Source organism: Qipengyuania sp. RANM35, from assembly GCF_041021145.2.
In the GTDB taxonomy this organism is placed as follows: Bacteria; Pseudomonadota; Alphaproteobacteria; order Sphingomonadales; family Sphingomonadaceae; genus Qipengyuania; species Qipengyuania soli.
On sequence record NZ_CM196433.1, the window covers coordinates 357,053 to 383,146 of the forward strand.

18 protein-coding genes are annotated in these 26,094 nt (G+C 62.6%); 9 read left to right on the top strand and 9 right to left on the bottom strand.

Features of this window, described 5'->3' with window-relative positions:
• Window positions 1-16 precede the first annotated feature (16 nt).
• The 3 genes from clpB to RAM60_RS01785 all read left to right on the top strand — a co-directional run bounded on the left by clpB (window position 17) and on the right by RAM60_RS01785 (window position 8,418).
• The gene (gene clpB, locus RAM60_RS01775) at window positions 17-2,596 is read left to right on the top strand and encodes an ATP-dependent chaperone ClpB (protein WP_200982601.1); all 2,580 of its coding nucleotides are present in this window, start codon (window positions 17-19) and stop codon (window positions 2,594-2,596) included.
• A gap of 234 nt (window positions 2,597-2,830) precedes the next feature.
• Window positions 2,831-6,316 (top strand): TonB-dependent receptor domain-containing protein, encoded by a 3,486-nt coding sequence (locus tag RAM60_RS01780; protein ID WP_369025826.1) that lies wholly within the window; start codon window positions 2,831-2,833, stop codon window positions 6,314-6,316.
• A gap of 104 nt (window positions 6,317-6,420) precedes the next feature.
• Window positions 6,421-8,418, top strand: coding sequence for an alpha/beta hydrolase family protein (locus RAM60_RS01785; RefSeq protein ID WP_200982605.1), 1,998 nt, complete (start codon window positions 6,421-6,423; stop codon window positions 8,416-8,418).
• Window positions 8,419-8,517: 99 nt separating this feature from the next.
• Here the strand turns inward: RAM60_RS01785 and RAM60_RS01790 are convergent, their stop codons facing one another.
• On the bottom strand, window positions 8,518-9,048 hold the full coding sequence (locus tag RAM60_RS01790) for a hypothetical protein (RefSeq protein ID WP_369025825.1): 531 nt from the start codon (window positions 9,046-9,048) through the stop codon (window positions 8,518-8,520).
• A 177-nt stretch (window positions 9,049-9,225) separates the two neighbouring features.
• Here RAM60_RS01790 and RAM60_RS01795 point away from each other — a divergent pair, with 177 nt between their 5' ends.
• A complete protein-coding gene (locus RAM60_RS01795; protein ID WP_369025824.1) occupies window positions 9,226-9,519 on the top strand; it encodes a hypothetical protein in 294 nt (97 codons plus the stop codon).
• A 65-nt stretch (window positions 9,520-9,584) separates the two neighbouring features.
• Window positions 9,585-9,893, top strand: a complete 309-nt coding sequence (locus tag RAM60_RS01800; RefSeq protein ID WP_369025823.1) for a hypothetical protein — start codon at window positions 9,585-9,587, stop codon at window positions 9,891-9,893.
• Between the two features lie 12 nt (window positions 9,894-9,905).
• Here RAM60_RS01800 and RAM60_RS01805 read toward each other — a convergent pair whose 3' ends face one another.
• From RAM60_RS01805 to RAM60_RS01815, 3 genes are all read right to left on the bottom strand, one after another.
• Entirely contained in the window at window positions 9,906-11,792 is a 1,887-nt protein-coding gene (locus tag RAM60_RS01805) for a tetratricopeptide repeat-containing sulfotransferase family protein (RefSeq protein ID WP_369025822.1), read from the bottom strand.
• Between the two features lie 16 nt (window positions 11,793-11,808).
• Window positions 11,809-13,332 (bottom strand): putative 2OG-Fe(II) oxygenase, encoded by a 1,524-nt coding sequence (locus RAM60_RS01810; protein WP_369025821.1) that lies wholly within the window; start codon window positions 13,330-13,332, stop codon window positions 11,809-11,811.
• Between the two features lie 96 nt (window positions 13,333-13,428).
• Window positions 13,429-16,542, bottom strand: a complete 3,114-nt coding sequence (locus RAM60_RS01815; RefSeq protein WP_369025820.1) for a TonB-dependent receptor domain-containing protein — start codon at window positions 16,540-16,542, stop codon at window positions 13,429-13,431.
• Window positions 16,543-16,924: 382 nt separating this feature from the next.
• On the opposite strand from RAM60_RS01815, the gene RAM60_RS01820 reads away from it, so the two are divergent.
• From RAM60_RS01820 to RAM60_RS01835, 4 genes are all read left to right on the top strand, one after another.
• Entirely contained in the window at window positions 16,925-18,097 is a 1,173-nt protein-coding gene (locus RAM60_RS01820; RefSeq protein ID WP_369025819.1) for an acetyl-CoA C-acetyltransferase, read from the top strand.
• 29 nt (window positions 18,098-18,126) lie between these two features.
• Entirely contained in the window at window positions 18,127-18,912 is a 786-nt protein-coding gene (locus RAM60_RS01825; RefSeq protein ID WP_200982622.1) for an SDR family NAD(P)-dependent oxidoreductase, read from the top strand.
• Window positions 18,913-18,971: 59 nt separating this feature from the next.
• Window positions 18,972-19,844, top strand: coding sequence for a crotonase/enoyl-CoA hydratase family protein (locus tag RAM60_RS01830; RefSeq protein WP_369025818.1), 873 nt, complete (start codon window positions 18,972-18,974; stop codon window positions 19,842-19,844).
• A gap of 81 nt (window positions 19,845-19,925) precedes the next feature.
• Window positions 19,926-20,396: a MarR family winged helix-turn-helix transcriptional regulator gene (locus tag RAM60_RS01835; RefSeq protein WP_369025817.1), complete on the top strand. Its 471-nt coding sequence runs from the start codon at window positions 19,926-19,928 to the stop codon at window positions 20,394-20,396.
• A 47-nt stretch (window positions 20,397-20,443) separates the two neighbouring features.
• Here RAM60_RS01835 and RAM60_RS01840 read toward each other — a convergent pair whose 3' ends face one another.
• From RAM60_RS01840 to RAM60_RS01860, 5 genes are all read right to left on the bottom strand, one after another.
• Window positions 20,444-21,442 carry a type II secretion system F family protein gene (locus tag RAM60_RS01840; RefSeq protein WP_200982628.1) on the bottom strand — a complete coding sequence of 333 codons (999 nt, stop codon included), beginning with the start codon at window positions 21,440-21,442 and terminating at the stop codon, window positions 20,444-20,446.
• A gap of 19 nt (window positions 21,443-21,461) precedes the next feature.
• Window positions 21,462-22,433 (bottom strand): type II secretion system F family protein, encoded by a 972-nt coding sequence (locus RAM60_RS01845; RefSeq protein ID WP_200982630.1) that lies wholly within the window; start codon window positions 22,431-22,433, stop codon window positions 21,462-21,464.
• Window positions 22,434-22,505: 72 nt separating this feature from the next.
• A complete protein-coding gene (locus RAM60_RS01850) occupies window positions 22,506-23,798 on the bottom strand; it encodes a CpaE/TadZ family protein (RefSeq protein WP_200982632.1) in 1,293 nt (430 codons plus the stop codon).
• 4 nt (window positions 23,799-23,802) lie between these two features.
• Entirely contained in the window at window positions 23,803-24,450 is a 648-nt protein-coding gene (locus RAM60_RS01855; protein ID WP_200982634.1) for a CpaD family pilus assembly protein, read from the bottom strand.
• Window positions 24,451-24,467: 17 nt separating this feature from the next.
• Window positions 24,468-26,081: a type II and III secretion system protein family protein gene (locus RAM60_RS01860; RefSeq protein WP_369025816.1), complete on the bottom strand. Its 1,614-nt coding sequence runs from the start codon at window positions 26,079-26,081 to the stop codon at window positions 24,468-24,470.
• Between the last annotated feature and the right edge of the window lie 13 nt (window positions 26,082-26,094).

Here is a 26,094-nt window from a genome sequence, read left to right on the forward strand (position 1 = left end):
GATTGAGGGGTTTCGAATGAATCTCGAAAAGTTCACCGATCGCGCCAAGGGCTTTCTCCAGAGCGCGCAGACCGTCGCCATCCGCATGAACCACCAGCGGATCTCGCCCACCCACATCCTCAAGGCCCTGCTCGAGGATAACGAGGGCATGGCCGCCGGACTGATGCAGCGTGCGGGTGCCCACCCGGGCACGGCCGTGACCGAAGTCGACCTCGCGCTCGGCAAGGTTGCTGCTGTTACTGGCGGCGGCGCGCAGCAGACACCGGGCCTCGACAACGATGCCGTGCGCGTGCTCGACCAGGCCGAGCAGCTCGCGGAGAAGTCGGGTGACAGCTATGTCACCGTCGAGCGGCTGCTCCTTGCTCTTTCGCTGGCCAGCACCACGGCTGCTGGCCAGGCGCTGAAGAACGCCGGGCTCGACCCCAAGAAGCTCGAACAGGCGATCACCGAACTGCGCGGTGGGCGCACCGCCGACAGCGCGGGAGCGGAAAACGCTTATGACGCCCTAAAGAAGTATGCCCGCGACCTGACCCAGGCGGCGCGTGACGGCAAGCTCGACCCGGTGATCGGCCGCGACGAGGAAATCCGCCGCACGGTGCAGATCCTCGCCCGCCGGACCAAGAACAATCCTGCCCTCATCGGCGAGCCCGGCACCGGCAAGACCGCGATCGCCGAAGGTCTGGCGTTGCGCATCGCCAATGGCGACGTGCCCGACAGCCTCAAGGGCCGCACGCTCATGGCGCTCGACATGGGCTCGCTTATCGCGGGCGCGAAGTATCGCGGCGAGTTCGAGGAGCGGCTCAAGGCCGTGCTCGACGAGGTGAAGGGCGCCGAGGGGCAGATCATCCTGTTCATCGACGAGATGCACACGCTGATCGGCGCCGGTGCTTCCGAAGGCAGCATGGATGCCTCCAACCTGCTGAAGCCCGCGCTGGCCCGTGGCGAACTGCACTGCATCGGGGCGACCACGCTCGACGAGTACCAGAAGTACGTCGAGAAGGACCCCGCGCTGCAGCGGCGCTTCCAGTCGGTCTATATCGGCGAACCGAGCGTCGAGGACACGATCAGCATCCTGCGCGGCATCAAGGACAAGTACGAGCTGCACCACGGCGTGCGCATCACCGACGGTGCGATCGTAGCGGCGGCGCAGCTCAGCAACCGCTACATCCAGAACCGCTTCCTGCCCGACAAGGCCATCGACCTGATGGACGAGGCAGCGTCGCGCATCCGCATGGAAGTGGAGAGCAAGCCCGAGGAGATCGAGGGCCTCGACCGCCGCATCATCCAGCTGCGCATCGAGGAGCAGGCACTCCAGAAGGAAACCGATACCGCGTCGAAGGACCGGCTCGAGGCGCTGCGCAAGGAGCTGTCCGAGCTCGAGCAGCAGTCCTCCGAACTCACCACGCGCTGGCAGAACGAGCGTGACAAGATCCATGCCGAGGCGCGGATCAAGGAAGAGCTCGACGCGGCGCGGCTCGAACTCGAGCAGGCGCAGCGGACCGGCGACCTCGCCAAGGCTGGCGAGCTGCAATACGGCAAGATCCCCGAGCTCGAGAAGAAGCTCAACGAAGCCTCCGGCCAGAACGAGAATGCCCTGCTGCGCGAGGAAGTGACCGAGGACGACATCGCCTCTGTCGTCAGCCGCTGGACCGGCATCCCGGTCGACAAGATGATGGAAGGCGAGCGCGAGAAGCTGCTCCAGATGGAGGAGATCCTCGGCAAGCGCGTCATCGGGCAGGCGCAGGCGATCGACGCCGTGTCCAAGGCCGTGCGCCGCGCACGTGCGGGCCTACAGGACCCGGGGCGTCCGCTCGGCTCGTTCCTCTTCCTCGGGCCCACGGGCGTCGGCAAGACCGAACTGACCAAGGCGCTCGCCGGCTTCCTGTTCGACGACGATAGCGCGATGGTCCGCATCGACATGAGCGAATTCATGGAGAAGCACGCGGTCGCCCGCCTGATCGGCGCGCCTCCGGGCTATGTCGGCTACGAGGAAGGCGGCGTGCTGACCGAAGCGGTCCGTCGGCGCCCCTACCAGGTCGTGCTGTTTGACGAGGTCGAAAAGGCCCACACCGACGTCTTCAACGTGCTGCTGCAAGTGCTCGATGACGGCCGCCTGACCGACGGGCAGGGCCGCGTGGTCGACTTCTCGAACACGCTGATCATCCTGACCTCCAACCTCGGCAGCCAGTACCTCGCCAATATGGACGACGGGCAAAAGGTCGAGGATGTCGAACCACAGGTGATGGACGTGGTGCGTGGGCACTTCCGGCCCGAGTTCCTCAACCGCCTCGACGAGATCATCCTGTTCCACCGCTTGGGGCAGGAGCACATGGCGCCGATCGTCGATATCCAGGTCGCGCGGGTGCAGAAGCTGCTCAAGGACCGCAAGATCGTGCTCGACCTTACCGACGGCGCGAAGAAGTGGCTCGGCCGCGTGGGATACGACCCGGTCTATGGCGCACGCCCGCTGAAGCGTGCGGTCCAGCGCTATGTCCAGGACCCGCTGGCCGACATGATCCTGTCGGGCAAGGTTCCGGACGGTTCGACCGTCCACATCGATGAAGGCGACGGGCAGCTCGAAATGAAGATCAGCTGATCCCGAAAGCCGCAATAACGGCCGGAATCACGCGCTGTGTGATTCCGGCCACACATACTGAAAACCCGTAATGACGGCTTTGACAAGCCAGACCCCCTATTGCACTAGCAATCCATTAGGGACTGGGGGTCTCTCGACAGATTCGAACTCTATGCGCCTTGGGGCGCGGGGAAATATAGTTCGGTGTCGGGCAGCAAGAATACTCCCGTTCCAGTGTCGCGAACTGGAGTAAACATGAAAAAGTTCAACGAAAAGACCTTGGCTGGTCTGGCGATTTCCGCTTCGACCCTGGCCATACTCGTGGCCACGCCTGCCATGGCGCAGGAAGAAGGCGATGCATGCGTCGTCGGTACCGTCAACGGGACCCTTGATGCCGACGGCAATTGCGTCGTCATCGAAGGCACCGACGATGTGTCGACCACCGGCGCCGACGGCGCGCCTGTCGAAGGCGGCATCGTCGTCACCGGCTCGCGCATCAAGCGCGACACCTACAGCAGCGTTTCGCCTCTGCAGGTGCTGACTTCGGATACCGAAAACGAAGCCGGTCTGTTCGACCCGACCCAGATCCTGCAGCGTTCGGAAGCTGCTGCCGGCGTCCAGATCGATGCGACCTTCCAGGGCTTCGTGCTCGACAACGGCCCGGGTTCGGCAACGCTCGACCTTCGTGGCCTCGGTGCCGACCGCACCCTGCTGCTGATCAACGGCCGCCGCCTCGCCCCTGCCGGTGTGGAAGGCGCTCCGACCGCTCCCTCGATCAACCTCCTGCCCAGCACGCTGATCGACCGTTACGAACTGCTCCTCGAAGGTGCATCGTCGGTTTACGGTTCGGACGCAGTCGCGGGTGTCGGCAACGTCATTCTTCGCAAGGACTTCGACGGCCTCGAACTGACCGCTTTCGGCAACGTCAATCCGCAGGGTGGCGGCGATGACTACACCATCGGCGGTGCCTGGGGTTTCAACACCGACCGTGGCTTCTTCGGCATCGGCGCGGAATACGACTACCGCGACGAGATCCGTCTGCGCGATCGTGACTTCTTCCGCGGTTGTACGACGAACCTCGACATCACCAACACCGGTGAAATTCGTCGTCTGACCATCGACGACCAGGCCAACACTCTTGCTGACTCGGGTGGCACCATCACCACTTCGACCAGCGAGTGCATTCAGAGCGGTTTCAACGGCCGTATCATCGTTCCGTTCAACCGCCTCGGCTCGGTCTACTATGACGACCGCACCTACGGCTCGCAGATCGGTAACTCGGGTATCCCGGGCTTCAGTGAATCGGCCTTCGGTGGCCCGATCGACGCCGACGGCGACGGCGTTCGCGACGTCGACTTCCTGCTCGGCCAGAACCTGAACGGCATCAACCCCGACCAGATCTTCCTGAGCAAGCAGAAGCGTTACAACATTCTCGCTTACGGTGAATACACCCTGCCCGGCGAAGCCAACATCACTCCGTTCTTCGAAGCGATGTACACCCGCGCCGAAATCAACAGCGACAACGAGTTCTTCGCTCAGGTCTTCCCGTATGTTCCGGACTCGAACCAGTTCAACCCCTGTAACACCAACGTTACCGGGATCGACTGCCGTTCCAGCCTGACCATTCCGGGCTCGCGCCAGGGCGGTATCGGTCCGCAGCCGGTTCGTCCGGTTTTCGCGATCACCGGCGACCGCAACAACACCGACGTGAAGCAGGAGCAGTATCGCGGTGTTCTCGGTATCCGCGGCGATCTGCCGTTCATCTCGCCGAGCTGGAGCTTCGAAACCGCACTGACCTATTCGAAGGCCATCGGCACGTCGAACGTCCGCGGTATCCGTGAAGACAAGCTCGCCTTCGCCCTCGGCATCGACCCGACGATGGACTTCGACGGCGACGGCGTGGCCGACAACAACGGCAACGGCATCGCTGACGATTACAACTCGGGCCAGATCGTCACCAACAACGCCCTGCTGCAGTCGATTTTCGGCTACCCCGCAGCAATCGCGCCATGCGACGCCTCGGCACTTGCAAACCCGGAACTGGCCATGCCGGACCTGCTGGACGGCTGTGTGCCCGTGAACCTGTTCGCGCCGAGCGTGCTGGGTGTCGGCATCGGCGACTTCGCATCGCAGGCCGAGCGTGACTACGTCTTCGGCAACCGCTCGTTCAAGACCACCTATGAACAGCTCGTATGGGGCGCTTTCGCCACCGGCGATCTCTTCGAACTGCCGGCCGGTCCGGTCGGTGCGGTGGTCGGTGTCGAGTACCGTCGCGACGAAATCAACTCGATCGCCAACTCGGTTGCGGCAGACGGCCTGTTCTTCGGCTTCTTCGCTGACAGCGGCGCTGTCGGCAGCAAGGAAACGAAGGAAGCCTATGGCGAAATCGACATTCCGCTTCAGGCCGACAAGCCCTGGGTGCAGGAACTCAACCTGAACCTTTCGGGCCGTATCACGGACGACGAATATTACGGCACCAACTACACCTACGCGGTGAAGGCTGGCTGGCGTCCGATCGACCCGCTGCTGATCAAGTTCAGCTACGGCACCTCGTTCCGTGCTCCGAACCTGCGCGAAAACTTCCTGGGTTCGCAGACCGGCTTCAGCACCCTGTTCGATCCTTGCGCCGTTCCCGATGCTGCGTTTGACGACGTCAACGGCGTGTACGATCCGACAGGAGAAACCCGCGACGCACGTATCCTCGAGAACTGCCGTCGTGAAGGTCGCGACCCGACCACGGCCGGTCTCCTGATCGACCCGACCACCGGTCAGTCGCTCAACACGACGCAGAATACGAGTGTCGAAATCGCCCGCGGCGGTAGCCTCGATATCGATCCGGAAACGTCGCGCTCGCTGACCACCGGCTTCGCTTTCGAAGACACCATCGGTGACGGCTTCGATGTCAGCTTCGGCTTCAACTACTATGACATCAAGGTGAAGGGCTCGATCATCGCGCCGTCGGCACAGTTCATTCTGAACGACTGCTACACGCGTGAAGATGGCCAGCGAAGCCCGTTCTGTGACCGCATCACGGTTTCCTCGACGGGCCGCGAACTGGTTTCGGACGTGTTCGCCGGTTACATCAACCTGAACCAGGAAAGCGTCCGCGGCATCGACCTGAACAGCCGCTTCCGCAAGGAAGTGAACATGTTCGGCAAGCTCGTCGACTGGACACTGACCATGCGTGCCAACCACCTGATCGAGCGTAGCTCGCTGTTCGTGAACGACAACGGCCAGCGCACCTACGACGACGATGCCGGTGAAATCGGTCTGCAGAAGTGGACCGGTCGTGCGACGCTGGCAGCCGACATCGACAAGTTCCGCCTGTCCTGGACGACCCGCTACATCGGCCCGTTCGACCAGGATCCGGACGTCATCGACGAGTTCTCGGACGTGTTCGGTTACAACGCGGACGGCGACTTCATCGGTCAGACCGGCAGCACCTGCCTCGGTGGCGGTTCGCGCGATGCGAACGGCGTTCCCGATGGCGTGGTCGCAGGCGACGGCGTCTACTGTCGCCCCGTCGGCTTCGGCAAGGAGCAGTTCCTGCACACCGCTTCGGTTTCGTATCGCAGCGACAGCCTGGAAGTCATCCTGGGCGTGAGCAACATCTTCGATACCGCTCCGCCGCAGGTCAGCCCCTTCGCTTCGGGTATCACCGATATCTCGAACACCGCACTGGGTGCTGGTTATGACTACAACGGCCGTGAGTTCTTCATGTCGATCAACAAGAAGTTCTGACGACGTTCATATACCAGTCTGAATAAGAAAAGCGGCCTCGGGCATTTGTCCCGGGGCCGCTTTTTCATTATGGTTGCGGGACTGGATTCGGGAGAATTATCATTATGAAAGCGTATCGTACGGCCCTGCGCAGCGCGCTGGCCGGAGCCCTCCTCTTGTCGACCGCGCCGCTGGCGGTCCAGGCGCAGGCCCCCACGGTTCCCATCGATGTCTGGGCCCTTCGTGAAGTCGTGACTTCCGTGTCGGTGTCGCCCGATGGACAGCACATCCTCGTTCTCAAGACCGAGAGCAAGGAGGGCGATTACGTCATGGAGATCTACAAGTCGGACGACCTCTCCAAGCCGTGGCGCCGTCTCAATGCCGACCCGATGGAAATCATCGGCGCGCGGTGGGTGAACGACAATTACATTTTCGGTACGGCTTGGGAGGTGGTGCGCAAGTCGGTCTCTCGTCCCGAAGACGACGTGCGCGGTTACAAGTCGTTCTCCTATTCGCTGGCCGACAACAAGTTCTCGAGCAGCGAGGGCAACCTCAATGTCGTGAACCTGCTGCGAGACGAACCCAACCATATCCTGGTTTCATCGGGCCGTTCGGTCCAGTCAGGCGACGCCGTCGATCCGTTCGAGGCATTCCGCCCGCGCGCCTATTACCGCTACAACCTTGAAACCGGCGCGAAGGAGTTGCTCTACAAGGGCAACGACAAATTCCCCACGGCAGTCTTCGACAATCAGGGCAACCCGCGTTTCACCTCGTCGGTCGAGCCGGGTAGCCATCTGCAGAAGTTCTACTACCGCCTGCCGGGCGAGGGCAGCTGGACCGAGTATTCGACCAGCTACGACCTCGATTCCCACGACAACCTCTACCGCGTGCTGAGCGGTTTCCAGGGCCTGGTCGGTTTCAAGGACGAAGATCCCACCGTCGGCTACATGCTGGACACTGCGGAGGGAGACAAGGCCGCGCTGTGGGAGTTCGATTTCAAGACCGGCAAGATTGGCCAGAAGCTGTTCGAAGCCCCCAATTCCGACGTGATCGGCATCCAGACCAGTTCGATGAGCTGGGCGGGTGACAACCACCTGACTGCTGCGCTTTACCCCGGCGAAATGCTCGAACGTCACTGGTTCGATCCGAAGGAACAGGCGCTCTACGACGCCTTGTCGAAGCAAATCCCCGAGGCCTGGCAGGTCTGGATCACCAGCCGTTCGCGCGATGGCAACACGATGATCGTGAACAACGCCGGCCCGAAGGACCCGGGTTCGTTCTGGCTCGTCCGCAACGGCCGCATGAGCAAGCTGGGCAGCACCAATCCGCTGCTCCGCCCCGAACAGTTGGCCGATGTCCAGTTTATCAACTACAAGGCTCGAGACGGCCGCACGATCCCGGCCTATCTCACCGTGCCGCAGGGCAAGGGCCCGTTCCCGCTGGTGGTCCTGCCTCATGGCGGCCCGCACGTGAACGAGATCGTTACCTATGACGAGTGGAGCCAGTTCCTCGCCAACCAGGGATACATGGTGCTGCAACCGCAGTACCGCATCTCGACCGGCTGGGGTAAGTCGCACTTCGATGCCGGATATGGCGAACACGGCGGAAAGATGCAGGATGACCTCGATGACGGCGCGCTGGCGCTGGTCACACAGGGTCTGGTCGACCGCAACCGTATCGCGATGTTCGGCTGGTCGTACGGCGGCTATGCCGCACTAGCGTCGACCACGCGCGATCCGCAGATCTACCAGTGCGCCATTGCCGGTGCAGCGGTTGCGGACCCTGAAAAGGTCTACAACCTGCGCCGCAACCCCTACAGCCCCAAGGCGCTGGACGAATGGGAGAAGCGTCGCGGTACGATCGGGATCAACCCGATCAAGGAAGTGGCCAAGTCCAACATCCCCTTGCTGATGATCCACGGCGACGTCGACCGGCGCGTCCTATACTTCAACTACAAGGACTACGAGAAGGCGATGGAGAAGGCGGGCAAGACCAATGCCCAGTTCGTGACCCTCAAGGGTGCGGACCACTTCTACAATACGCTGATGTACAACCACCAGACGCAGCTGTTCACCACCATGCGTGACTTCCTGGCCAAGGATTGCGGTCCCGGCGGCCTCTAAGCCGATCGCCAGAACGAAAAGGGCCGGCCCGGTGAATAACCGTGGCCGGCCTTTTCATTCCGGGCGCTGTTTCGGCAACGCCCCACGTTAAATGCTGACCTAGCGCACGCGGACGGCCTTGACCCCACCCTGGTCGTTGATCCTGATGAAATAGGATGAAAGGGCGGCGTTCTTGATCAGGAGCTTGTCTCCGGACTTGGGTTCGAGAAGGCGACGAGGGACCTGGTCGATCCGCCAAACGGCACCCTCGGCAGTGCGAATGGTGTAACCGGTGCCATGCGAGCCGGAGACCGATGCGATGGTCGTCTCGAGCTCCTGGATTTCCTCTTCGTCCTTCCCTTCCTTGTCCTTCTTCCCGAAGATGCCGAAGTCCGGCAGCGAGAAGCCGAACAGCTTGCGCCGCGTCTTGCGTACCTCTTCGCGATCGACGATCTTCAACTCGCCCTTTTCCGTCGCACCGACGATCGCTGCGGCTGCCGCGTCGAAACACGCGAGACGGGCAGTTGGATCGGCCTCCCCCTGGCACGCCTTGATCGACTGGATGTGGACGTTCGTAGAATCCGCCTCCTGCGCCACAGCCGATGCAGGCAGGCATGTTGCGACAAGACTGGCCGCGACGAGATAACTCATCCGGCGGTTCAATTCGTAAGGGACCATTCACCTCTCCCGGCGCAAGTTCGGGCTCCACAATATCCCGCAGGTCGCGGATTTGAAATAGCGAGCTGGTATGTCGCCAACGGATTCGACCTCGTCCGGCAAATGACGTATGTTGAAAATCAATAATCTATTTATTCGAAGGATTACCCGATGTCGTTCCGAAGCATTGCATTGACAGCTGCTCTTTTGACTTTCGCCCCCGCCAATCTTGCCGCTCAGACGAGTGATGCAGGTGGCGAGGAAGCTACAGCCAAGTCCATCATTGTCGAAGGTCAGCAGGAAGACCCGCAGCAGGACAAGATCGTCTGCAAGACGGTCAAGGTGATCGGTTCGCGCGTCAACACGGGCAAGGAATGCAAGAGCCGCCGTCAATGGACTGCCGAGAAGGCGCAGAACCGCCAGGATCTCGAAAAGATCCAGTCTTCTCGCTGGAAGAGCAATTGATCGCGATATTGCCCTAATACGTTCGTCCTGCGGGCAATGCCCCCGGCCTGAGAGGAGTTGGAAAGATGCGTGGAATCAACCTGCTTGGGCTGGGCGTGCCGCTCGTCTTGTCGGTGGCTCCGGTCGCTGCCTTCGCTCAGGCCGCAGAGACGAGGCCCAATGCAGTCGCCAAGGCCTCGGACGTCGCCAGCGAAGAGAAGATTATCGCCGGCCCGAACGAGGAAGAGGTGATCTGCAAGCGCGATAAACCCACCGGTACCCGTGTGGCCACCAAGCGCGTTTGCAAGACCGCCCGTCTCTGGAACCTTGAACGCATCGAGATGCGCCGCACGGTCGAGCGCGGCCAGAACGAACGGATGAAAGAAGGCAACTGACCTGAGCGAGGCTCAGGCAGCTTCGCCTTCTTCTTCGACCGGATAGCCCATCCGCTCTGCCCAGGGGTGCAATATCGGCATGACGCCCCGCAAGTGGGGGGCATAGCGCCGCCAGCGGTAGCTGGCCCGCGTGTACAACTCTTCACCGATCTGGGAGTAGCTGGCCGTGCGCACGTGCCCGCGGCTTTTTGCTGTTGTGGTGTGATCGAGCATTCGCTCGGTCACTTCCAATCCAAGCCATTCGGCAATCGGCTGGAGTTCGTTTTCCGTGTCGACCACCAGGCGTTCGTAACGCACCGCTCGCCAGTCGACGTCGAACAGTTCCAGGCCGCGATGCCATGACTGCCACACGGCATCGTAGGTCTTCGCCGCCTCGTCGAGATCGGTGAAGCTGCGCATCCCGAGGTTCAGCGTGAAATTGGCCATGAAGCAGCTCAAGACCACGTCGTAAGGGTGCCGTTCGGCAAGGATGAACTTCGCGCTTGGGAACAATCGCTTGATCAGCGGGATGCGCTGCATGTTGAGTGGATGCTTGTCGAGTAGCCAGCGGCTATCGTCCCACCCGTTGTCGCGCGCGATGGCGAAATACATGTCGCGCAGTTCGGCGATACGCTCGGGCGTCAGCGTGGCGATATCCTCGTTCATCGTATGACGGACCAGGCGCGGGATCATGGGCTTTTCCTCGAGCACGCTGAGTGCAGGATGTCCCATCAGCATGGTGTCGAGCAGGGTTGTGCCCGAACGCGGGAAGCCGACGAGGAATACCGGGTCACGATATTCATTGCCCGGTGAAGCGGGTGTCCAGCTCGCTCGCCATTCGGGCGTCCAAAGGGCCAGATCGGCCTCAACCCGCTGGCGGTAGGTCTTGCCTACATGTGGGCGAGCCTTTGCCACTGCCGCCTCGTTCATCTTTTCAAAAGCAGCGAACGCCTTGTCGGCAAGGTTCTGGCGATCCGCCACACCACCAACCAGTTGCCAGCGGCGCATCGGCAGGACGGTTTCGGGAATCGCATCTGCATAGCGGGCGGCAGCTTCGAAATCGCCTGCGCGACGGGCCTGCCAGGCAAAGAGGAAAGATGCTTCGGGAGGTGCCGATTCCTTGTCGAGGCCTGCGACGAGAGCATCGAGATCCTCGATCCGGTTCAGCTTCTCCAGCAACATGCCGTATTCGATATGCGCTTCGCCGAAGCCGTCGAGGCGCGAAATGGCGTCGCGGTAGACCTCCATCGACTTGTCCAGATCATCGACCTGGGCGTAAGCCATGCCCAGATCGGTCAGGACCCTGACATTGTCAGGCTCGATTGCCCGTGCATCTTCCAGCACCTTGACCCGCGGAGGACCTCGTTCAGCCTCGCGCAGCACTTCGGCAAGATTGAGGTAGATCGGCACTTCGACGGGCGCGAGCGTGATGGCTTGCTCGAACGCGGTGATAGCTTCTTCGACTTCCCCGAGTTCGGCATAGATGTTGCCGAGGTTGTTGAGCGCAGCGAGATCGTTGGGGTCCGCTTCGATCGCACGGCGGTAGGCGGCCAACGCCTCTTGGTACCGCCCACGCTTCTGTTGGATATAGCCCTCGATCCGAGCAAGTGGAGCGTCGGTCGATCCAGCGGCGATGGCCAGTGCGCCGTCATCATCACCCGACTGCACGAGCGCCGCGGCCAGATTGTTCCGGCTGGCCCTGTCGGCCGGGTTAAGCTGCACCAGTTCGCGCAGGTAGGGGATCGCCCTGTCGAATGCCTCGATATGCAAGGCAGCAAGGCTTCCTATCGCAAGAAACGGACCCCGTTCGAGCGCAGAGGGCAAGGCCTGCTCGATCAGCTGCAGAGCGCCCGCGGGGTTCCCGCTGCGCAGCATCTGCATGGCCTGCATCAATTCCTGGGGCGGGGGAGGGAGATTCATTTTGGGTCGTATCCGGTCAGGGTGTCGGGCGCGCAATGTCGAATGCCACGGTCATTCGCTCGCCCGAAGGAAAGGCGCGCGTACCATGCCACATGGTCGATGGAAACAGTACCAGTCGCCCTATTGCCGGCTCGATGAGCCGTACGGGATCGAGGTCCGGCAGGACATCGCGGCACTCGCCGATCGAGAGCCATCCGGCATGGCTCGACCGGTCGGGCTGCGTCGTGTCCGCCATGGTTTCGGGCAGGTGGATATAGAGCGCGGAGCTGATCCATCCGCGACCGTGCACATGGTCCGAATGGAAGCCGGCGTCGCGCAAGCGCACCGACCAGGAGCCCGCCACGCGGAGCGGGTCACGCTCGGCAAGAAACGTCGGATGGCCCTCGCGCGGCGCAGGCAGCTGTGCGACATGCCGTGCGACCGTCTCCAGTATGACCTTGCGCAGGTGCTGGATGACCGGATCGGTCCGCAGGAGGAGATTTCCATCGGTCTGGGTACCACCACGCACAGACTGGTCGAGCGGTTGTGCCTTGGCAAAGTGCAGCTTGCGGAGGTATTCGGCCAGCCCGGCGATGTCGCCGATCTCATCGGCAATGTCGTAAATCCCGACAAGATTCTCTTCCCCCTCAAGCCAGTCCCAGCGCTCATCGCCCGTCAGGCGCCATGCCAAAGACTGGTATGGCCACAACATGTGGTCATGGTCCTGCGGAAGCAGGGGCTCGAGGAGGGGCGTTACCAGCTCGGCGCGGCCCGCCCGTAACAGGTGCCGCGCATATAGCGAGGCATCACCGACCGAGTGCGACGGATCGAAGGCGGCAAACAGCTTGTCGGCTTCTTCGATCCGATCCAGCTCGGAGGAAACATGCGCGGCCAGCGCGTGGAGCTGTGGGCTGACAATCCCAAGCCTGTTTGCGTCATCAAGAGCTCGCGCAGCTCCTTCAAGGTCGAGCGCCTCGAGGCGGGTGGAAACGTGAAGGCTGTGCAGCGCCACCGAGCGGGGATTGCTGCGGATGGCTGCGGCAATCGTGGCATACGGATCGACGCCCAGCTGGCCGCGGATATGCGCCGCGTCACGGTGCCCCTCGATCCACTCGGCATTGCCGGCAAGGAGTGCGTCGAGGAGTTGGACAGCGTCTGTCGCACGGCCGTCGTGCAGCAAGGCTGCGGCAAGGCCAAGACGCGCAGTGCCGTCCTGCGGGGCGAGGGCGATCGCACGCTCGAACAGGGCGCTGGCCGGCTGGCCCGCCTCGAGCGCGGCGCGCGCATGGGAATGGGCAATGAGCGCATCGCCAGGAGCGATTTGGGCCGCCGTGGAGAATGCGCTGACCGCTGTCGCGCTCTCCTGGGCCGTCCGTGCGGCCAGACCGAGCAATTGGTGCGCACGGGCTTCTCGTGAAAATTTGCCAGCGAGCTTCAGCGCAGCGGGAAGGAGGATTTCAGCATGGCCGGAACGAAGCAGCTCGATGCCCGAGGCAAAAGCGGCCTGCAGATCCCCTAGGGGAAAGCTGGCGATACGCTGGCTGGCTTCTTTGCGGTTCACTGGGATCGAAAGTCCGGAAAATCTGGCGTGGCCGGAGCCACAAAAGAAAATGGCGGACCCGAAGGCCCGCCATTCCCTTTCTAGCGACTGTGAAGCTTAGAATTCAAGCGTCACACCGGCGTAGATGTAGCGACCAAGAGCGTCGTACACCTGCGCGAAGACGTTGCCGTTACACGAGCCGGCAGGGCAAGCCTGCGAGCCGGTCACCGGCGGGGTCTTGTCGAGGATGTTGTTGGCACCCAGGCGGAAGTTGTAGTGGTCGCCCACTTCCGCGGTCAGAGCCAGGTCGAAGTAGCTGACCGCGTCGAAGTGCGAAGCACCCGGACGGCCACCGTCGAGGTCGACGGCGTCGAAGTAACGCCAGCGAACCGAAGCACCGATGCCGTTGGCGAAGTCGAAGCCAACGCGGGCCTGGTGGCGCCACTCGGGGTTCGGGGTTCCGCAAACGTTGCCGGCGAGGCCGACGCAGTCGATGTCTTCGACGCCCGGGACACCCGGGTTCGAGCTGAGTTCTTCAAGCCACGTACCAACGAAGCTGAAGTTCAGTCGACCAAGGTCACCGATCTGACGGTTGTACGAGGCCAGAACGTCGATACCCGAGGTCTTCAGGCGGCCGATGTTCTGCGAAAGATCCTCGATGTAGCCGTTCGACGTACGCCAGATCGAACCCGATGCGTCACGGTTGATCAGGCCGCAGAAGAAAGCGTCTGCGGTGTCGGTGCACTGCTCCATGATGATGTCGGCGCCGATGCCCTGGATGGCACCTTCAACCTTGATCTTGAAGTAGTCGACGCTGGCGCTGAAGCCCGGCAGGAACGTCGGGGTCAGAACCACACCAACGGTGTAGGTGTCAGCGACTTCCGGAAGCAGGTCCGGGTTACCGCCGATCAGGCCGTTGTACTGGTTGGCAGGGTTCGGAGCGACGAACTGGCCGACCGAAAGACCCTGGGCAAGACAGCCCGTGTCAGCTGCGGTGATGGTGAAACCGGCGCAAAGGTCGGTCGAACCGTCAAGAGCAACACGCTGCGGAGCGAAGAGATCCTGCACCGTCGGCGCACGCACCGCACGGTTGTAACCGCCACGCAGACGGATGTCTGCGGTCGGGGCAAGTTCACCCTCGATCTTGTAGGTGTCGGTCTTGGCACCGGTGCTGTAGTCCGAATAACGGTAACCACCGGTCAACGTGAATTCGTGCAGCCAGGTGTCCTGGACGATCGGCAGACGAATTTCAGTGAAGAATTCCTTCACGTTGAACGAGCCCGAAACCGGAAGCGTCGGGGCGCCCTGGCCAGCGAGGTCGCCGGTCTGGAACGCGATGTCCGACATGAATTCCAGCTTCTCCTTGCGGTATTCCGCACCGAGAACGATGCCGACACCTTCCGAGGCCCACGGAGTCTGGATACCGTATTCACCCAGAGCGCCCGAGACGTAACCCGACAGGATCTGCTCGCTGACAACACCGCGCTGGAAGCCCGGGGTCGACAGATAGTTGGTCGCTGCCGCGCTCGGCGGAGTGCCCGGGTTGAAGATGTCCCAGGGTACGCAGTTCGGATCGGTACCGTCGAGCACCGAACGGCAGACCGCGTTGCCATTGGCGTCGGTCACAACGTCGAGTGCGCGGGTGATACGCGTCACCGAAAGGTCGTTGGTGTAGGTTTCGGCGAAGTTGGTACGACCATACTGGTAGTATGCATCGTACGACCAGGCCGGGCTCAGGTCACCACGGGTACCCAGCACGGCGCGGTAGCTGGTGTGCTGGAGGTCGTCGCGACGCGGGCCGCCTTCGACGTTACGACGGCCGATCTGGGCGAAACCACGGTTGTAGGTGGTGCCGGTAACCGGATCAACGAAGTCGAACGGTGCAGCGAAGGTGCCGGTCGGGTCGCCATTGGCGTCGAGGATCGGCGAGTTGCCGACGACGTCAAAAGCGCGGGCCGGGTCGTTGCTGACCAGGAGGTTTTCGTCATCGCACAGACCTGCCAGCTGGCTCGCGCCGAGCAGCGGGTTGTTACAGTTGATCGAAGTGGTGACGAAGAAGTTACCCGACGGAGCGATCTGGGCGACCGTACGGTCGTCCATGAACATGAACTCCATGTAGGGGTGCAGCGCCGAGCTGATTTCGTAGTCGGCGAAGACGCCTGCCGTGTAACGTTCGTCCGGACGCTGATAGTAGTTCAGCGGGGCGTAGTTGTAGGCAGTGAAGCCCGGCAGGAGGGTACGGTTCGGACCGAACTGGCCGATCGTCGAGGTGAACGAATCATAGATGCCGTCACCGTCCGTATCGGTCAGGTTGTCGAAGTCGTCATAGTAGAACACGGTGCCGGTCGGCGAGGTTGCCGAACCACCACAGGTGTAGAGCGTTGCACCGCCAGCGACCTGGGCGTTGGTGCGGGCCGAAAGGGCGCAAGCCGAGTAGTCGCGCGACGACTGGTTCACAGCCTTGATCTTGCGGTAACCGACATAGGCAGTGGCGTGGCCACGACCGTCATCGAAGCTCGTGCCGAAAGCCAGCGTGGCATCGAAGGTGCCGCCGTTGGTCGACATGCCCTTCGGATAGCCGAAGTTGCGTGCGTCGAGAGCGTTGGTGATGTCGGCACCGGCACGGTTGTTGTGCTGGTAGACCGAGTACTGCGTGTCGAGCTTGAAGCCTTCGAAATCGGTATCCATCACGAAGTTGACGACGCCCGAAACGGCGTCGGCACCGTACACCGACGAAGCACCACCGGTCAGCACGTCGACGCGTTCGATCAGGGCAGCCGGGATCACGTTGATGTCGGCAGCCGAAGTGCCCGGGTCACCCGGGACGAGGCGGCGGCCGTTGACGAGAACCAGGTTACGCTCCGAGCCGAGACCGCGAAGGTTCAGCGTGGCAGTACCCGATGCGCCGTTCGAGATGTTGGCGCCCTGTCCGGCGAACACCTGCGGCAGCGAGTTGATGAGGTCTTCGACGCGGGTGGTACCGGTCTGGGCGAACTCTTCGGAACCGACGACGGTAACCGGAGTGGCCGATTCGAGGTTCGGCTGCTTGATGCGCGAACCGGTAACCAGGATGGTGTTGGCAGAAGTGCCAAGCTCGTCCCCGTCGACGCTTTCAGCCGGCTGAACGCCGGCGTCGTCGTCTGCGTCCTGTGCAAACGCCGGGGCGCTCGCCAGGGCAAGGCTAAGTGCAAGCGGAGCCGCACTCACCTTGAAAATGGTGGAATTCTTCATGAGATATCAATCCCCTATAAAGACCCGCGGGGCGGGTTCTCTCATCTTATTCAAGCCAAGGAGACGCGCGCACGCGCACGCCTACTCAAGCTGTCGTACACGATGGAGGCTCGGGAGGGCTCTCCGCAATGCCAAAGTGATTGCAATTGTTAATTGCGGCACGCCATGTGTCTTGCTTGCAACATGGCCGCGGCCCACGGAATTCCGTCATTTTTGTCACCTTAACCATGTCAAACCCCTGTCCCGGTCGGAAAAATGCAACAACGGGCGCAGCTGCCGGCAGCCTAGCGGCGCTTGAGCGTATCCAGTGCAAGGTCCGCTTGACCTTAACGTCAACGTCAAATACGCCAGTGGCAAATCGAAACCTGTGAGGAGAGCCCCCATGCCCAACGCCTATATCGTCGAAGCCGTTCGTACGGCCGGGGGGCGCCGCGGCGGCCGCCTTGCTGGTGTCCATCCGGTGGACCTCGCCGCCAAGTCGCTCGATGCGGTGATGGAGCGCAGCGGGCTCGAAGCCAAGGCCGTCGACGACGTGGTGATGGGCTGCGTCAGCCAAGGCGGCGAGCAGGCCATGCAGGTCGGACGCAATGCGGTTCTCGCCTCCAAGACCCTCGGCGAAGGCGTACCTGCTGTCACCATCGATCGCCAGTGCGGTTCCAGCCAGCAGGCGATCCAGTTCGCTGCGCAGGCAGTCATGTCGGGCACCCAGGACGTGGTTATTGCCGCCGGCGTCGAGAGCATGAGCCGCGTGCCGATGGGTTCGACCGCCATGTTCCACATGAAAGAGGGTCTGGGTAACTACAAGTCGCCCGGCCTTGAGGAAAAATACCCCGGCATCCAGTGGTCGCAGTTCATGGGTGCCGAGATGATTGTCAAGAAGCACGGCTTCACCAAGGACGACCTCGACCGCTTTGCGCTGTCGAGCCATCTCAAGGCGATCGAGGCAACCAAGTCGGGCGCCTTTACCGATGAAATCGTGCCGGTGCAGATCGAGACGCCGGAAGGCACCGAGATGCATACGGTCGATGAAGGCATCCGCTTCGATGCCACTCTCGAGAGCATCTCGAGCGTGAAGCTGCTCAATCCCGAGGGCACCATCACTGCCGCAACCAGCAGCCAGATCTGCGATGGTTCGAGCGCCGTGCTGGTCGTCAGCGAGAAGGCGCTGAAGGAATACGGTCTCACCCCGCTGGCGCGCATCCACAACCTCACTGTCACCGCCGGTGACCCCGTGATCATGCTGGAAGAGCCGCTGTTCGCCACCGATCGCGCGTTGCAGCGTGCGGGCATGAACATCTCGGACATCGACCTTTACGAGGTCAACGAGGCCTTCGCCCCGGTGCCGCTCGCCTGGCTCAAGCACACGGGCGCAGATCCGGACAAGCTCAACGTCAACGGAGGCGCGATCGCGCTGGGCCACCCGCTCGGCGCGAGCGGCACCAAACTGATGGCAACGCTCGTCCACGCGCTCCGCGCGCGCGGCAAGAAATATGGCCTGCAGACGATGTGCGAAGGCGGCGGCGTCGCCAATGTCACCATCATCGAGGCAATGTAAGAACCCCCAAATCCTGAGAGGATAATTCCATGGAAGTCAGTGCAAACACTCCCGCCGTCGTCACCGGCGGCGCCTCCGGCCTTGGCGCGGCAACTGCCCGCGCCCTTGCCGCCAAGGGTGCCAAGGTCGCCATCTTCGACATGAACGAAGAGAAGGGCGAGGCGCTCGCAGCCGAACTCGGAGGCGTCTTCTGCAAGGTCAATGTGACCAGCGACGAGGAAGTCGATGCAGCCTTCGCCAAGGCCCGCGCCGCCCACGGGCAGGAGCGTATTCTGGTCAACTGTGCGGGTATCGGTAACGCGATCAAGACTGCCAGCCGTTCGAAGGAAGACGGCTCGATCAAGCATTTCCCGATCAGCGCCTTCGATTTCGTGATCCAGGTGAACCTCATCGGCACCTTCCGCTGCATCGCCAAGTCGGCTGCCGGTATGCTGACGCTCGACCCGCTCGATGAGAACGGCGAGCGCGGTGCGATCGTCAATACCGCCTCGGTCGCGGGCGAGGACGGCCAGATCGGCCAGGCCGCGTACTCGGCATCGAAGGCGGGCGTCATCGGCATGACCCTGCCGATCGCGCGCGACCTGATGAACGAAGGCATCCGCGTCAACACTATCCTGCCGGGCATCTTCGACACCCCGCTGCTCGCCGCCGCGCCGCAGAACGTGCGCGACGCACTGGCCGCATCCGTGCCGTTCCCCAAGCGCCTCGGCATCCCGACCGAATACGCCAAGCTCGCCATGTGCATGATCGAGACCGGCTATTTCAACGGCGAGGACGTCCGCCTCGACGGGGCCATCAGGATGGCCCCGCGCTAAGCGAAACGATCAAGGGAAGGGCGGCCATCTGAGCCGCCCTTTTCGTTTGGGAGAGAGACATGACCGAATACAAGCAGATCAAGCTCGATATCGCCGATGGCATCGCCACGCTAACGCTTCACCGGCCGGAGAAGATGAACGCGTTCACCCGCGTGATGATGGACGAGATGATCGATGCCATGGACGTGACCGATGCCGACGACAGCGTGCGTGCGGTCATCGTCACCGGGGCGGGTGACCGGGCTTTCTGCGCCGGTGCCGACCTGACCCCCGAGGGCGGCGGTCATGTGTTTTCCGACCCGAACCCGGTCGAAAGCCTTTCCGACGAGCGCGTGCGCGACGGAGGTGGGCGACTGACGCTTCGCCTGTTCAATTCGAAGAAGCCGCTGATCGGCGCCTGCAACGGCGTGGCCGTGGGCGTCGGCATAACGATGCAGCTGCCTTTCGACATCCGCCTGGCTTCCGACAATGCCCGCTTCGGCTTCGTATTCGCGCGCCGGGGGATTACCCCCGAAGCTGCATCGAGCTGGTTCTTGCCCCGCCTCGTCGGCATGCAGACCGCGCTCGAATGGTGCATGACGGGCAGGATCTTCGACGCGCAGGAAGCCAAGGAGCGCGGTCTCGTCCGCTCGGTCCATCCGCAGGGCGAACTCCTTGATGTCGCCCGCGGCATTGCCCGCGAGATTGCCGACAACACCTCGGCGGTTTCCGTAGCCATGACCCGCGCCATGCTCTGGCGCATCGGCGGTGGCGGGCATCCGATGGAAGGCCATCGCGTCGACAGTCGCGCGATCTACCGCCTCAGCCGCAGCAACGATGCGAAAGAAGGCATTGCCAGCTTCCTCGAAAAGCGTGCCCCGGCCTATCCCGACACGGTCAGCAAGAACATGCCCGACTTCTATCCCTGGTGGGACGAACCCGGCTACGAATGAGGGCAGGGCAATAGTTGCGCTTGTGACGGTTACAGGCGCAACTGACTTGCCAAGCGCGGCGCGATTCCTAAGGTTGGCGTCATGTCGAAACGCCAGCCCGCCCAGCGCCTTGCCGATTTCCTGCCCTACCAGCTTTCGGTCGCGTCGAACGCAGTCTCTACCCGCATTGCCGAGCAGTATCGCAAGCGCTTTGCGCTCAAGACAACCGAATGGCGGATCATGGCGGTTCTGGGTGATGCCGGCGCATTGACTCAGCGCGAGATGTCGCAGCTGACCTTGATGGACAAGGTGCCGGTCAATCGCGCATGCAAGCGTCTGGAAGATCGCGGCCTGATCCAGCGATCGCCGAACGCCTCGGACGGACGCTCGCACCTCCTCGAACTTACGACCGAGGGCAGGGCAGTGCACGCGGGCATCATGCCGCTGGCGGTCAAGATCGAGGAAGAGCTCTTCGCCGTCCTGTCACCCGCCGAACAGGCGAGCCTGCGCGACATGCTTGTCCGCGTACGAGAAAACGCGGGCGACTTCGATGCGGAAAGCCTGGCCGACTAGGTCGACCAGGCTCTCTCGCTTCCCGTCTTCTTCTCAGGGTTATTCGGTTATCCGATGCCGCCACTGAAGGCGTCGGCGATCGAACAGGCCGCCGGGCCGAGAATGACGATGAACAGCACCGGCAGGATGAACATGATCAGCGGCACGGTCATGATCGCGGGCAGGCGCGCGGCCTTTTCCTCGGCGCGCATCATACGTTCGTTACGGAACTCTGCCGAGAGCACACGGAGAGCAGATGCAAGCGGAGTACCATAGCGTTCGGTTTGGATCATGGTCGTGACCACGCCCTTCACCGCTTCGAGATTCACGCGATAGGCGAGGTTGTCGAAGGCTTTCTTACGTTCGTTGAGGAACGACAGCTCGATCGCGGTCAGGGCAAATTCGTCGCCCAGTTCCGGATAGGCGCGGCCGAGTTCCTTGGCGACGCGGTTGAAGGCGGCGTCTACGGTCAGGCCAGCCTCGGCGCAGATGACCAGGAGGTCGAGCGCGTCGGGAAGGCCCTTGCGAATGGCATCAGACCGCTTCTTGGCGATGTTCGACAGGTAGATTTCCGGCCCCTTGTACCCTGCGAACAGGGCAGCAGCGAGAGCCATGACGCGCTTCATCTGCCAGTCGGGATAGATCTCGACGAGGTAGAGCAGGACGAATGCGGTACCGCCGAGCACGATCGGCAGGATCATGCGCAGACCAATGATGAGGACCGCCAGTTCCTTGTTGCGGATGCCCGCCCAGGCGAGCTTCTGCTGGACGATGTCGACCTGGCTCTGCTGCAACACTTTCATGTTGCCCAGGGTGTCCTTGATCTTTTCCGTCGTGTCGGTCTTGCGGACGAGGCTCTGGCGCTTCTTCGCGCTCGAAGTCACGAGGCCCGACTTGAGCTCTTCGCGACGACCTTCGAGCGCTTTAACACGCTTTGCCATCGGGTCCTTGATGGTGACGGCCGAATAGATCGCGACGAGCACCGCGACGGCGGCGATCCCTGCCAGGATCGAGCCGACGAGGATGACGTCGAAGCCGAGAAGCTTGGGGCCGGTGGAGGGGTCCATGGGTCTTTCTCTTCCCTGCTCAGATTTCGAAACTGACCATCTTGGCCATGATGAAGCCGCCGATCGACATCCAGACGAGGCCGCCAAGGCCGGTCACGATGAGGCGGTCGTCTTCGAAGAACCCGCCAATGTAGGTGGGATTGATCCACCAGATCAGCGTGAAGACGATGAAGGGCAGCGAGCCGACGATGTAGGCCGAGGCCTTTGATTCCGAGCTCATGGCACGGATCTTGAGCTTCATCTGGGCGCGCTTGCGCAGCACGTCGGCGAGGTTCGACAGCGTCTCGGCGAGGTTACCGCCGGTTTCGCGCTGGATCGCGAGCGTGATGCAGAAGAAGTTGAATTCAGGGATGCCCAGGCGGTCGGCGGTGTCCTGGAGCGAATCCTCCATGGTCTTGCCGATCTTGATGCGCTCGACGATGCCCTTGAACTCCTGGCCCACGGGTCCGGGAAGTTCCTGCGCCACGACCGAAAGCGTCTCGGTAACCGGCAGACCCGAACGAAGGCCGCGAACGAGTAGCTCGATGGCATCGGGGAATTTGGTGTTGAACTGCGCCGTGCGCTTCTTGATCTGCCGGTTCACGATGAAGTGCGGCAGGCCAGCGCCGGCAAGTGTGCCGAGGCCGAGCGAAAGGGCGAAGGAACCCGACCGCAGGAACAGGAGGATGGCCACGCCGAGGCCGATGCCGACAGACGTGTAGGCATACTGGCTCAGCGTCCAGTTCTTCCCCGTACGGTCAAGCCGAACGGCAAGCGCATCCACGCGCGAGCCCGAGCCGGCAACCTTGTAGCGCTTGGGTTTGCGCGCTGCGATTGCCTTCTTCAGCTGGGATTCGACCTTGGCGTCAGTGCTTTCGGAGTGGCGGTAGCGCAACTGCTGCAGGCGGCGTTGGCCGGCCTTGCCCGCGTCGGGACCAGCCACCAGGGTGTAGCCGATCGCGAGCAGCGCGAGGACGCCCACCGCCAGCAGTACTACCTGAATGATGTCCATGCCCACACTCCGTAAGTCGAATTCGGTGGTCCGGCGGGCGCCCCATCGGGCAGCGCCCGCCGGTTAGTCGGTTTATTCCGCGGCTTCGGCGAAGACCGCCTTGTCCTTCTTCTTCGGCATCAGGCCTTTGAGGTCGATGCCGCCGAGGAGCGACTTTTTCGCGGCGGAGGCTTCGCCTTCCTCCGCTCCGTCACCGCCGATGCCGACGATGCGCGCAGCAAGCTGCTTCATCGCGGCAGCGGCCTTGGAGCCGCCGTTCGCCTCGACGAAGGTCTTGCCCAGCTTGGCGGCATTGGCTGCCGCCTTCTGGTCGAAGGGAATGACGATATCGATCTTGCGTTCGATCGAGGCTTCGAAATCGGCTTTGCTGATTTCGGCGACGCCCGGCTGCACCTTGTTGGCGACGATGATCGGCACCGCATGCGGGGCGTTGGTCTTGAGCCAGGACAGGATGCGGATCGAATCGCGTGCCGAGGCAAGCGACATTTCGGTCGTGAGCACTGCCACGTTCACCTCGTTGAGGAGGTGAGGGAAGTTGATCATCATGTTGCGCGGCATGTCGACAACCGTCATCTCGAAAGCGTGACGGAATTCGTCCTGCAGCTGCATGAAGGCCGAACCATCGGTCATCAGCGGCTGGTTAATCGGCGCTTCTGCCGACAGGATCGCGAGGTTGTCGTTCGCACGGATCATGGCGCGTTCGATGAACAGCCCGTCGATGCGGCTCGGATTGTCGATCGCGTCGGTCAGGCCGCGACCCGGTTCGAGGTCGAGCGCCAAGGCGCCGGTCCCGAAGTGGACGTCGAGGTCGAGCAGGGCAGTCGACAGCTTGCGCTCGGTCGAGAAGTTCCACGCGATCGAGGTCGCCAGCGTCGATGCGCCAACGCCACCGCGGGTGCCGATGATGGCGGTCGAGATATGGCGCTTGGCCATTTCCTCGTCGCTCAGGCGCGGAGCGGCAAAGACCGCCTGCGCATTGTTGAGCGAATCGCGCAGCATGCTCGCCGACAGCGGCTTGAGCAGGTAGTCGTGAATGCCGCTGGCGAGCAGGTCGCGATAGAGGCGCACGTCGTTAACCTGGCCACAGGCGATCACCACCGTGCCGGGTTCACAAACTTCGGCGAGGGCGTTGATGTCGTTCAGCGGATCGCCGCTTTCCGACAGGTCGACCATCAGGATGTTCGGGCTGGCCGACACCGACAGCGACTGGACCGCATTACGCAGACCGCCCTTGTTGCACTTTTCCGGCTGCCAGCCGAGTTCGATCACCACCGGACGCAGGACATCGAGCGCGGCCTCGTCGCAGAGATACGCGGCGAATGCGTCACGATTGCCGGGCATGGATGTTTTCAACGAAGCGCTCATGACATCAATTCCCTTCGGTGGAGGACACCTTCGACAGGCCCTGGCTGCCCGTGGCGGGCTTTTCGCGGTAGCTGTCGATGGCTTTGTTGGAGCTGAGGATTACGGTCTCGCCGCTACCCTGCTGGCCGCGCACGAGGTCCTCGGGGTTGGCGACCATGGCCGCCATGTTCGAGTTCACCGCGCAACCGTAGTTGGGGTAGGTGCCGTTGTTGTAGTTGATGTCGCTCTTGGCCGACCAGTCCGGGCAGCCCGGAACGCTGGCCGTGGTGCGCGAGATGACCACGCGGACCTGGCCCGGATTGACATAGCCTTCGGTCGGCGGAGCGCCATCGGCAACGATGATGCCGTAGCGACCGGCGAGGCTGGCCACGGTGGCCTTGACCCCGGGGCTGTTCGTCGGATCGTCGATCGCGATGCGGTCGCCGTAGCGCAGGTCCATCGTTTCGAACCAGCCGTCGAGACGGCGCTGTTCGGACACCGGCAGGCTGTCGCCGCTGGTAGCGACGTCGAAGGTGTAGTTGGTCCGTTCGACCACCGGCTGCTTCGTCGAATAAAGCGAGCGGTTTTCGGGCATCCCGCCGCAGGCGCCAAGGCCGAGCGAAAGCGAGAGGGCGAGGGCGACTGCCGTCTTGCGGGTCAGATCGTTACGCATGTTCTGTTCCTTCTCGATCACTTGAAGCTGAAGCCGGGCTTGGCATCCGCGTCGGCTTCTGCACGACGCGACTGGACCGGAGCGGCTGCCGCCTTGGTTTCACCCGCCGGCTGGGCCTGCGAGATGCCGGGAGTGGCCGGCTGCGCGCTTTCCTGCATGGTCGGCACCGGACGGTGTGCGCCGTCCTTGCCGGCGTTCTCCATGTATCCGATGATGCTCTGGATCTCGTTGGGAGCCTTGAAGCCATCGGTCGGCAGGACCACGTCGTTGGCGTTGATCGGCTTCACCAGGTACGGCGTAACCACGATCACCAGTTCGGTTTCACCCTTCTGGTAGCTCTTCGAACGGAACAGGTTGCCGATGATCGGAACATCGCCGAGGCCCGGGGTCTTCTCCAGGAGGTTCTGCGAGTTGTTCTGCATCAGGCCCGCGATCATGAAGCTCTGGCCAGAGCCGAGTTCGATGGTCGTTTCTGCACGACGGGTCGTCAGTGCCGGGATCTGGAAGCCGTTGAGCGTGACCGCACCGCGGCTCGAGAGCTCGGAGACTTCCGGACGCACGCGGATCGAGATGCGGCCGTTGGCCAGCACGGTCGGCGTGTAGGTCAGGCTGACACCGTAATTCTTGTACTCGACCGAGGTCGTGCCGAGGCCCTGGCTCTGCGGGATCGGGAACTCGCCGCCTGCGAGGAATTCGGCCGTTTCACCCGAAAGGGCGGTCAGGTTCGGTTCCGACAGGGTGGTGACGAGGCCGATCTGCTCGCCCAGGTTGAGCGTGGCAAGAAGGTCGAGGCCGAGCAGCTTGCCGCCCAGCGAAAGCAGGCCGTTGCGAGAACCACGAATCGGCTCGAAAGTCGTCCGCGGTGTCACGAAGCGCTGGTTGATGTAGTCGTAGGGGCGCGTCTCGCTGACGCAGCCGAAGTCGTACACGGCGCAGGGATCGAGCGGCACGGTGTTATCGGTCGGCTGGGCGCCGACGATGTTGCCCGCCCGGCCGCTCTGAGCGCCGAAGACGAAGCCGTTGGACTGGTCGCGCGTGGTCAGGTTGCCCTGGATGTCGCGAACGAGCGAGCGGCTAACCTCGGCAAAGCGCACCTGCAGGTTGACCTGCAGCGGCGTCGCCATGCGCAGGCGGCTGATGACGTTGGTGTCCTCGCCAACGAAGGCTTCGACGAGGCGCTGTGCCTCGGCGGCATCTTCAGGGGCCGCCACGGTGCCGGTGAGCAGCACGGTGTTGGTGCCCATGGTGGCCACGTTCACCTTCGCTTCCGGCATCGCCAGCGCCAGCATCTGGTCGATGCTGCCGATGTTCGAACCGACGCGGACGTTGGCCGACCACACGACGTCGCCGGCAGCGTTGCTGGCGTAGACCGTGGTCTCGCCGCCGCCCTTGCCCATTACGTAGAGCTGGCGCTGCGACTTGACCTGCACATCGGCGACCGTTTCGTCGGCGATGAAGACGTCGGCCATCGTGCCCGGCACGGTGACGAGTTCACCCTTGCCGATCGAGAGGACGATTTCCGTGGAAGGACGCGAGACCGATTGGGCGGTTGCGACATTCGCCGGGATGGCTGCCAGCGGCGCGATAGCCAGGCTGGCGAGCAGCAGTTTGGTGGAAAGACGACGTTTCATGGAATTGCCCCCT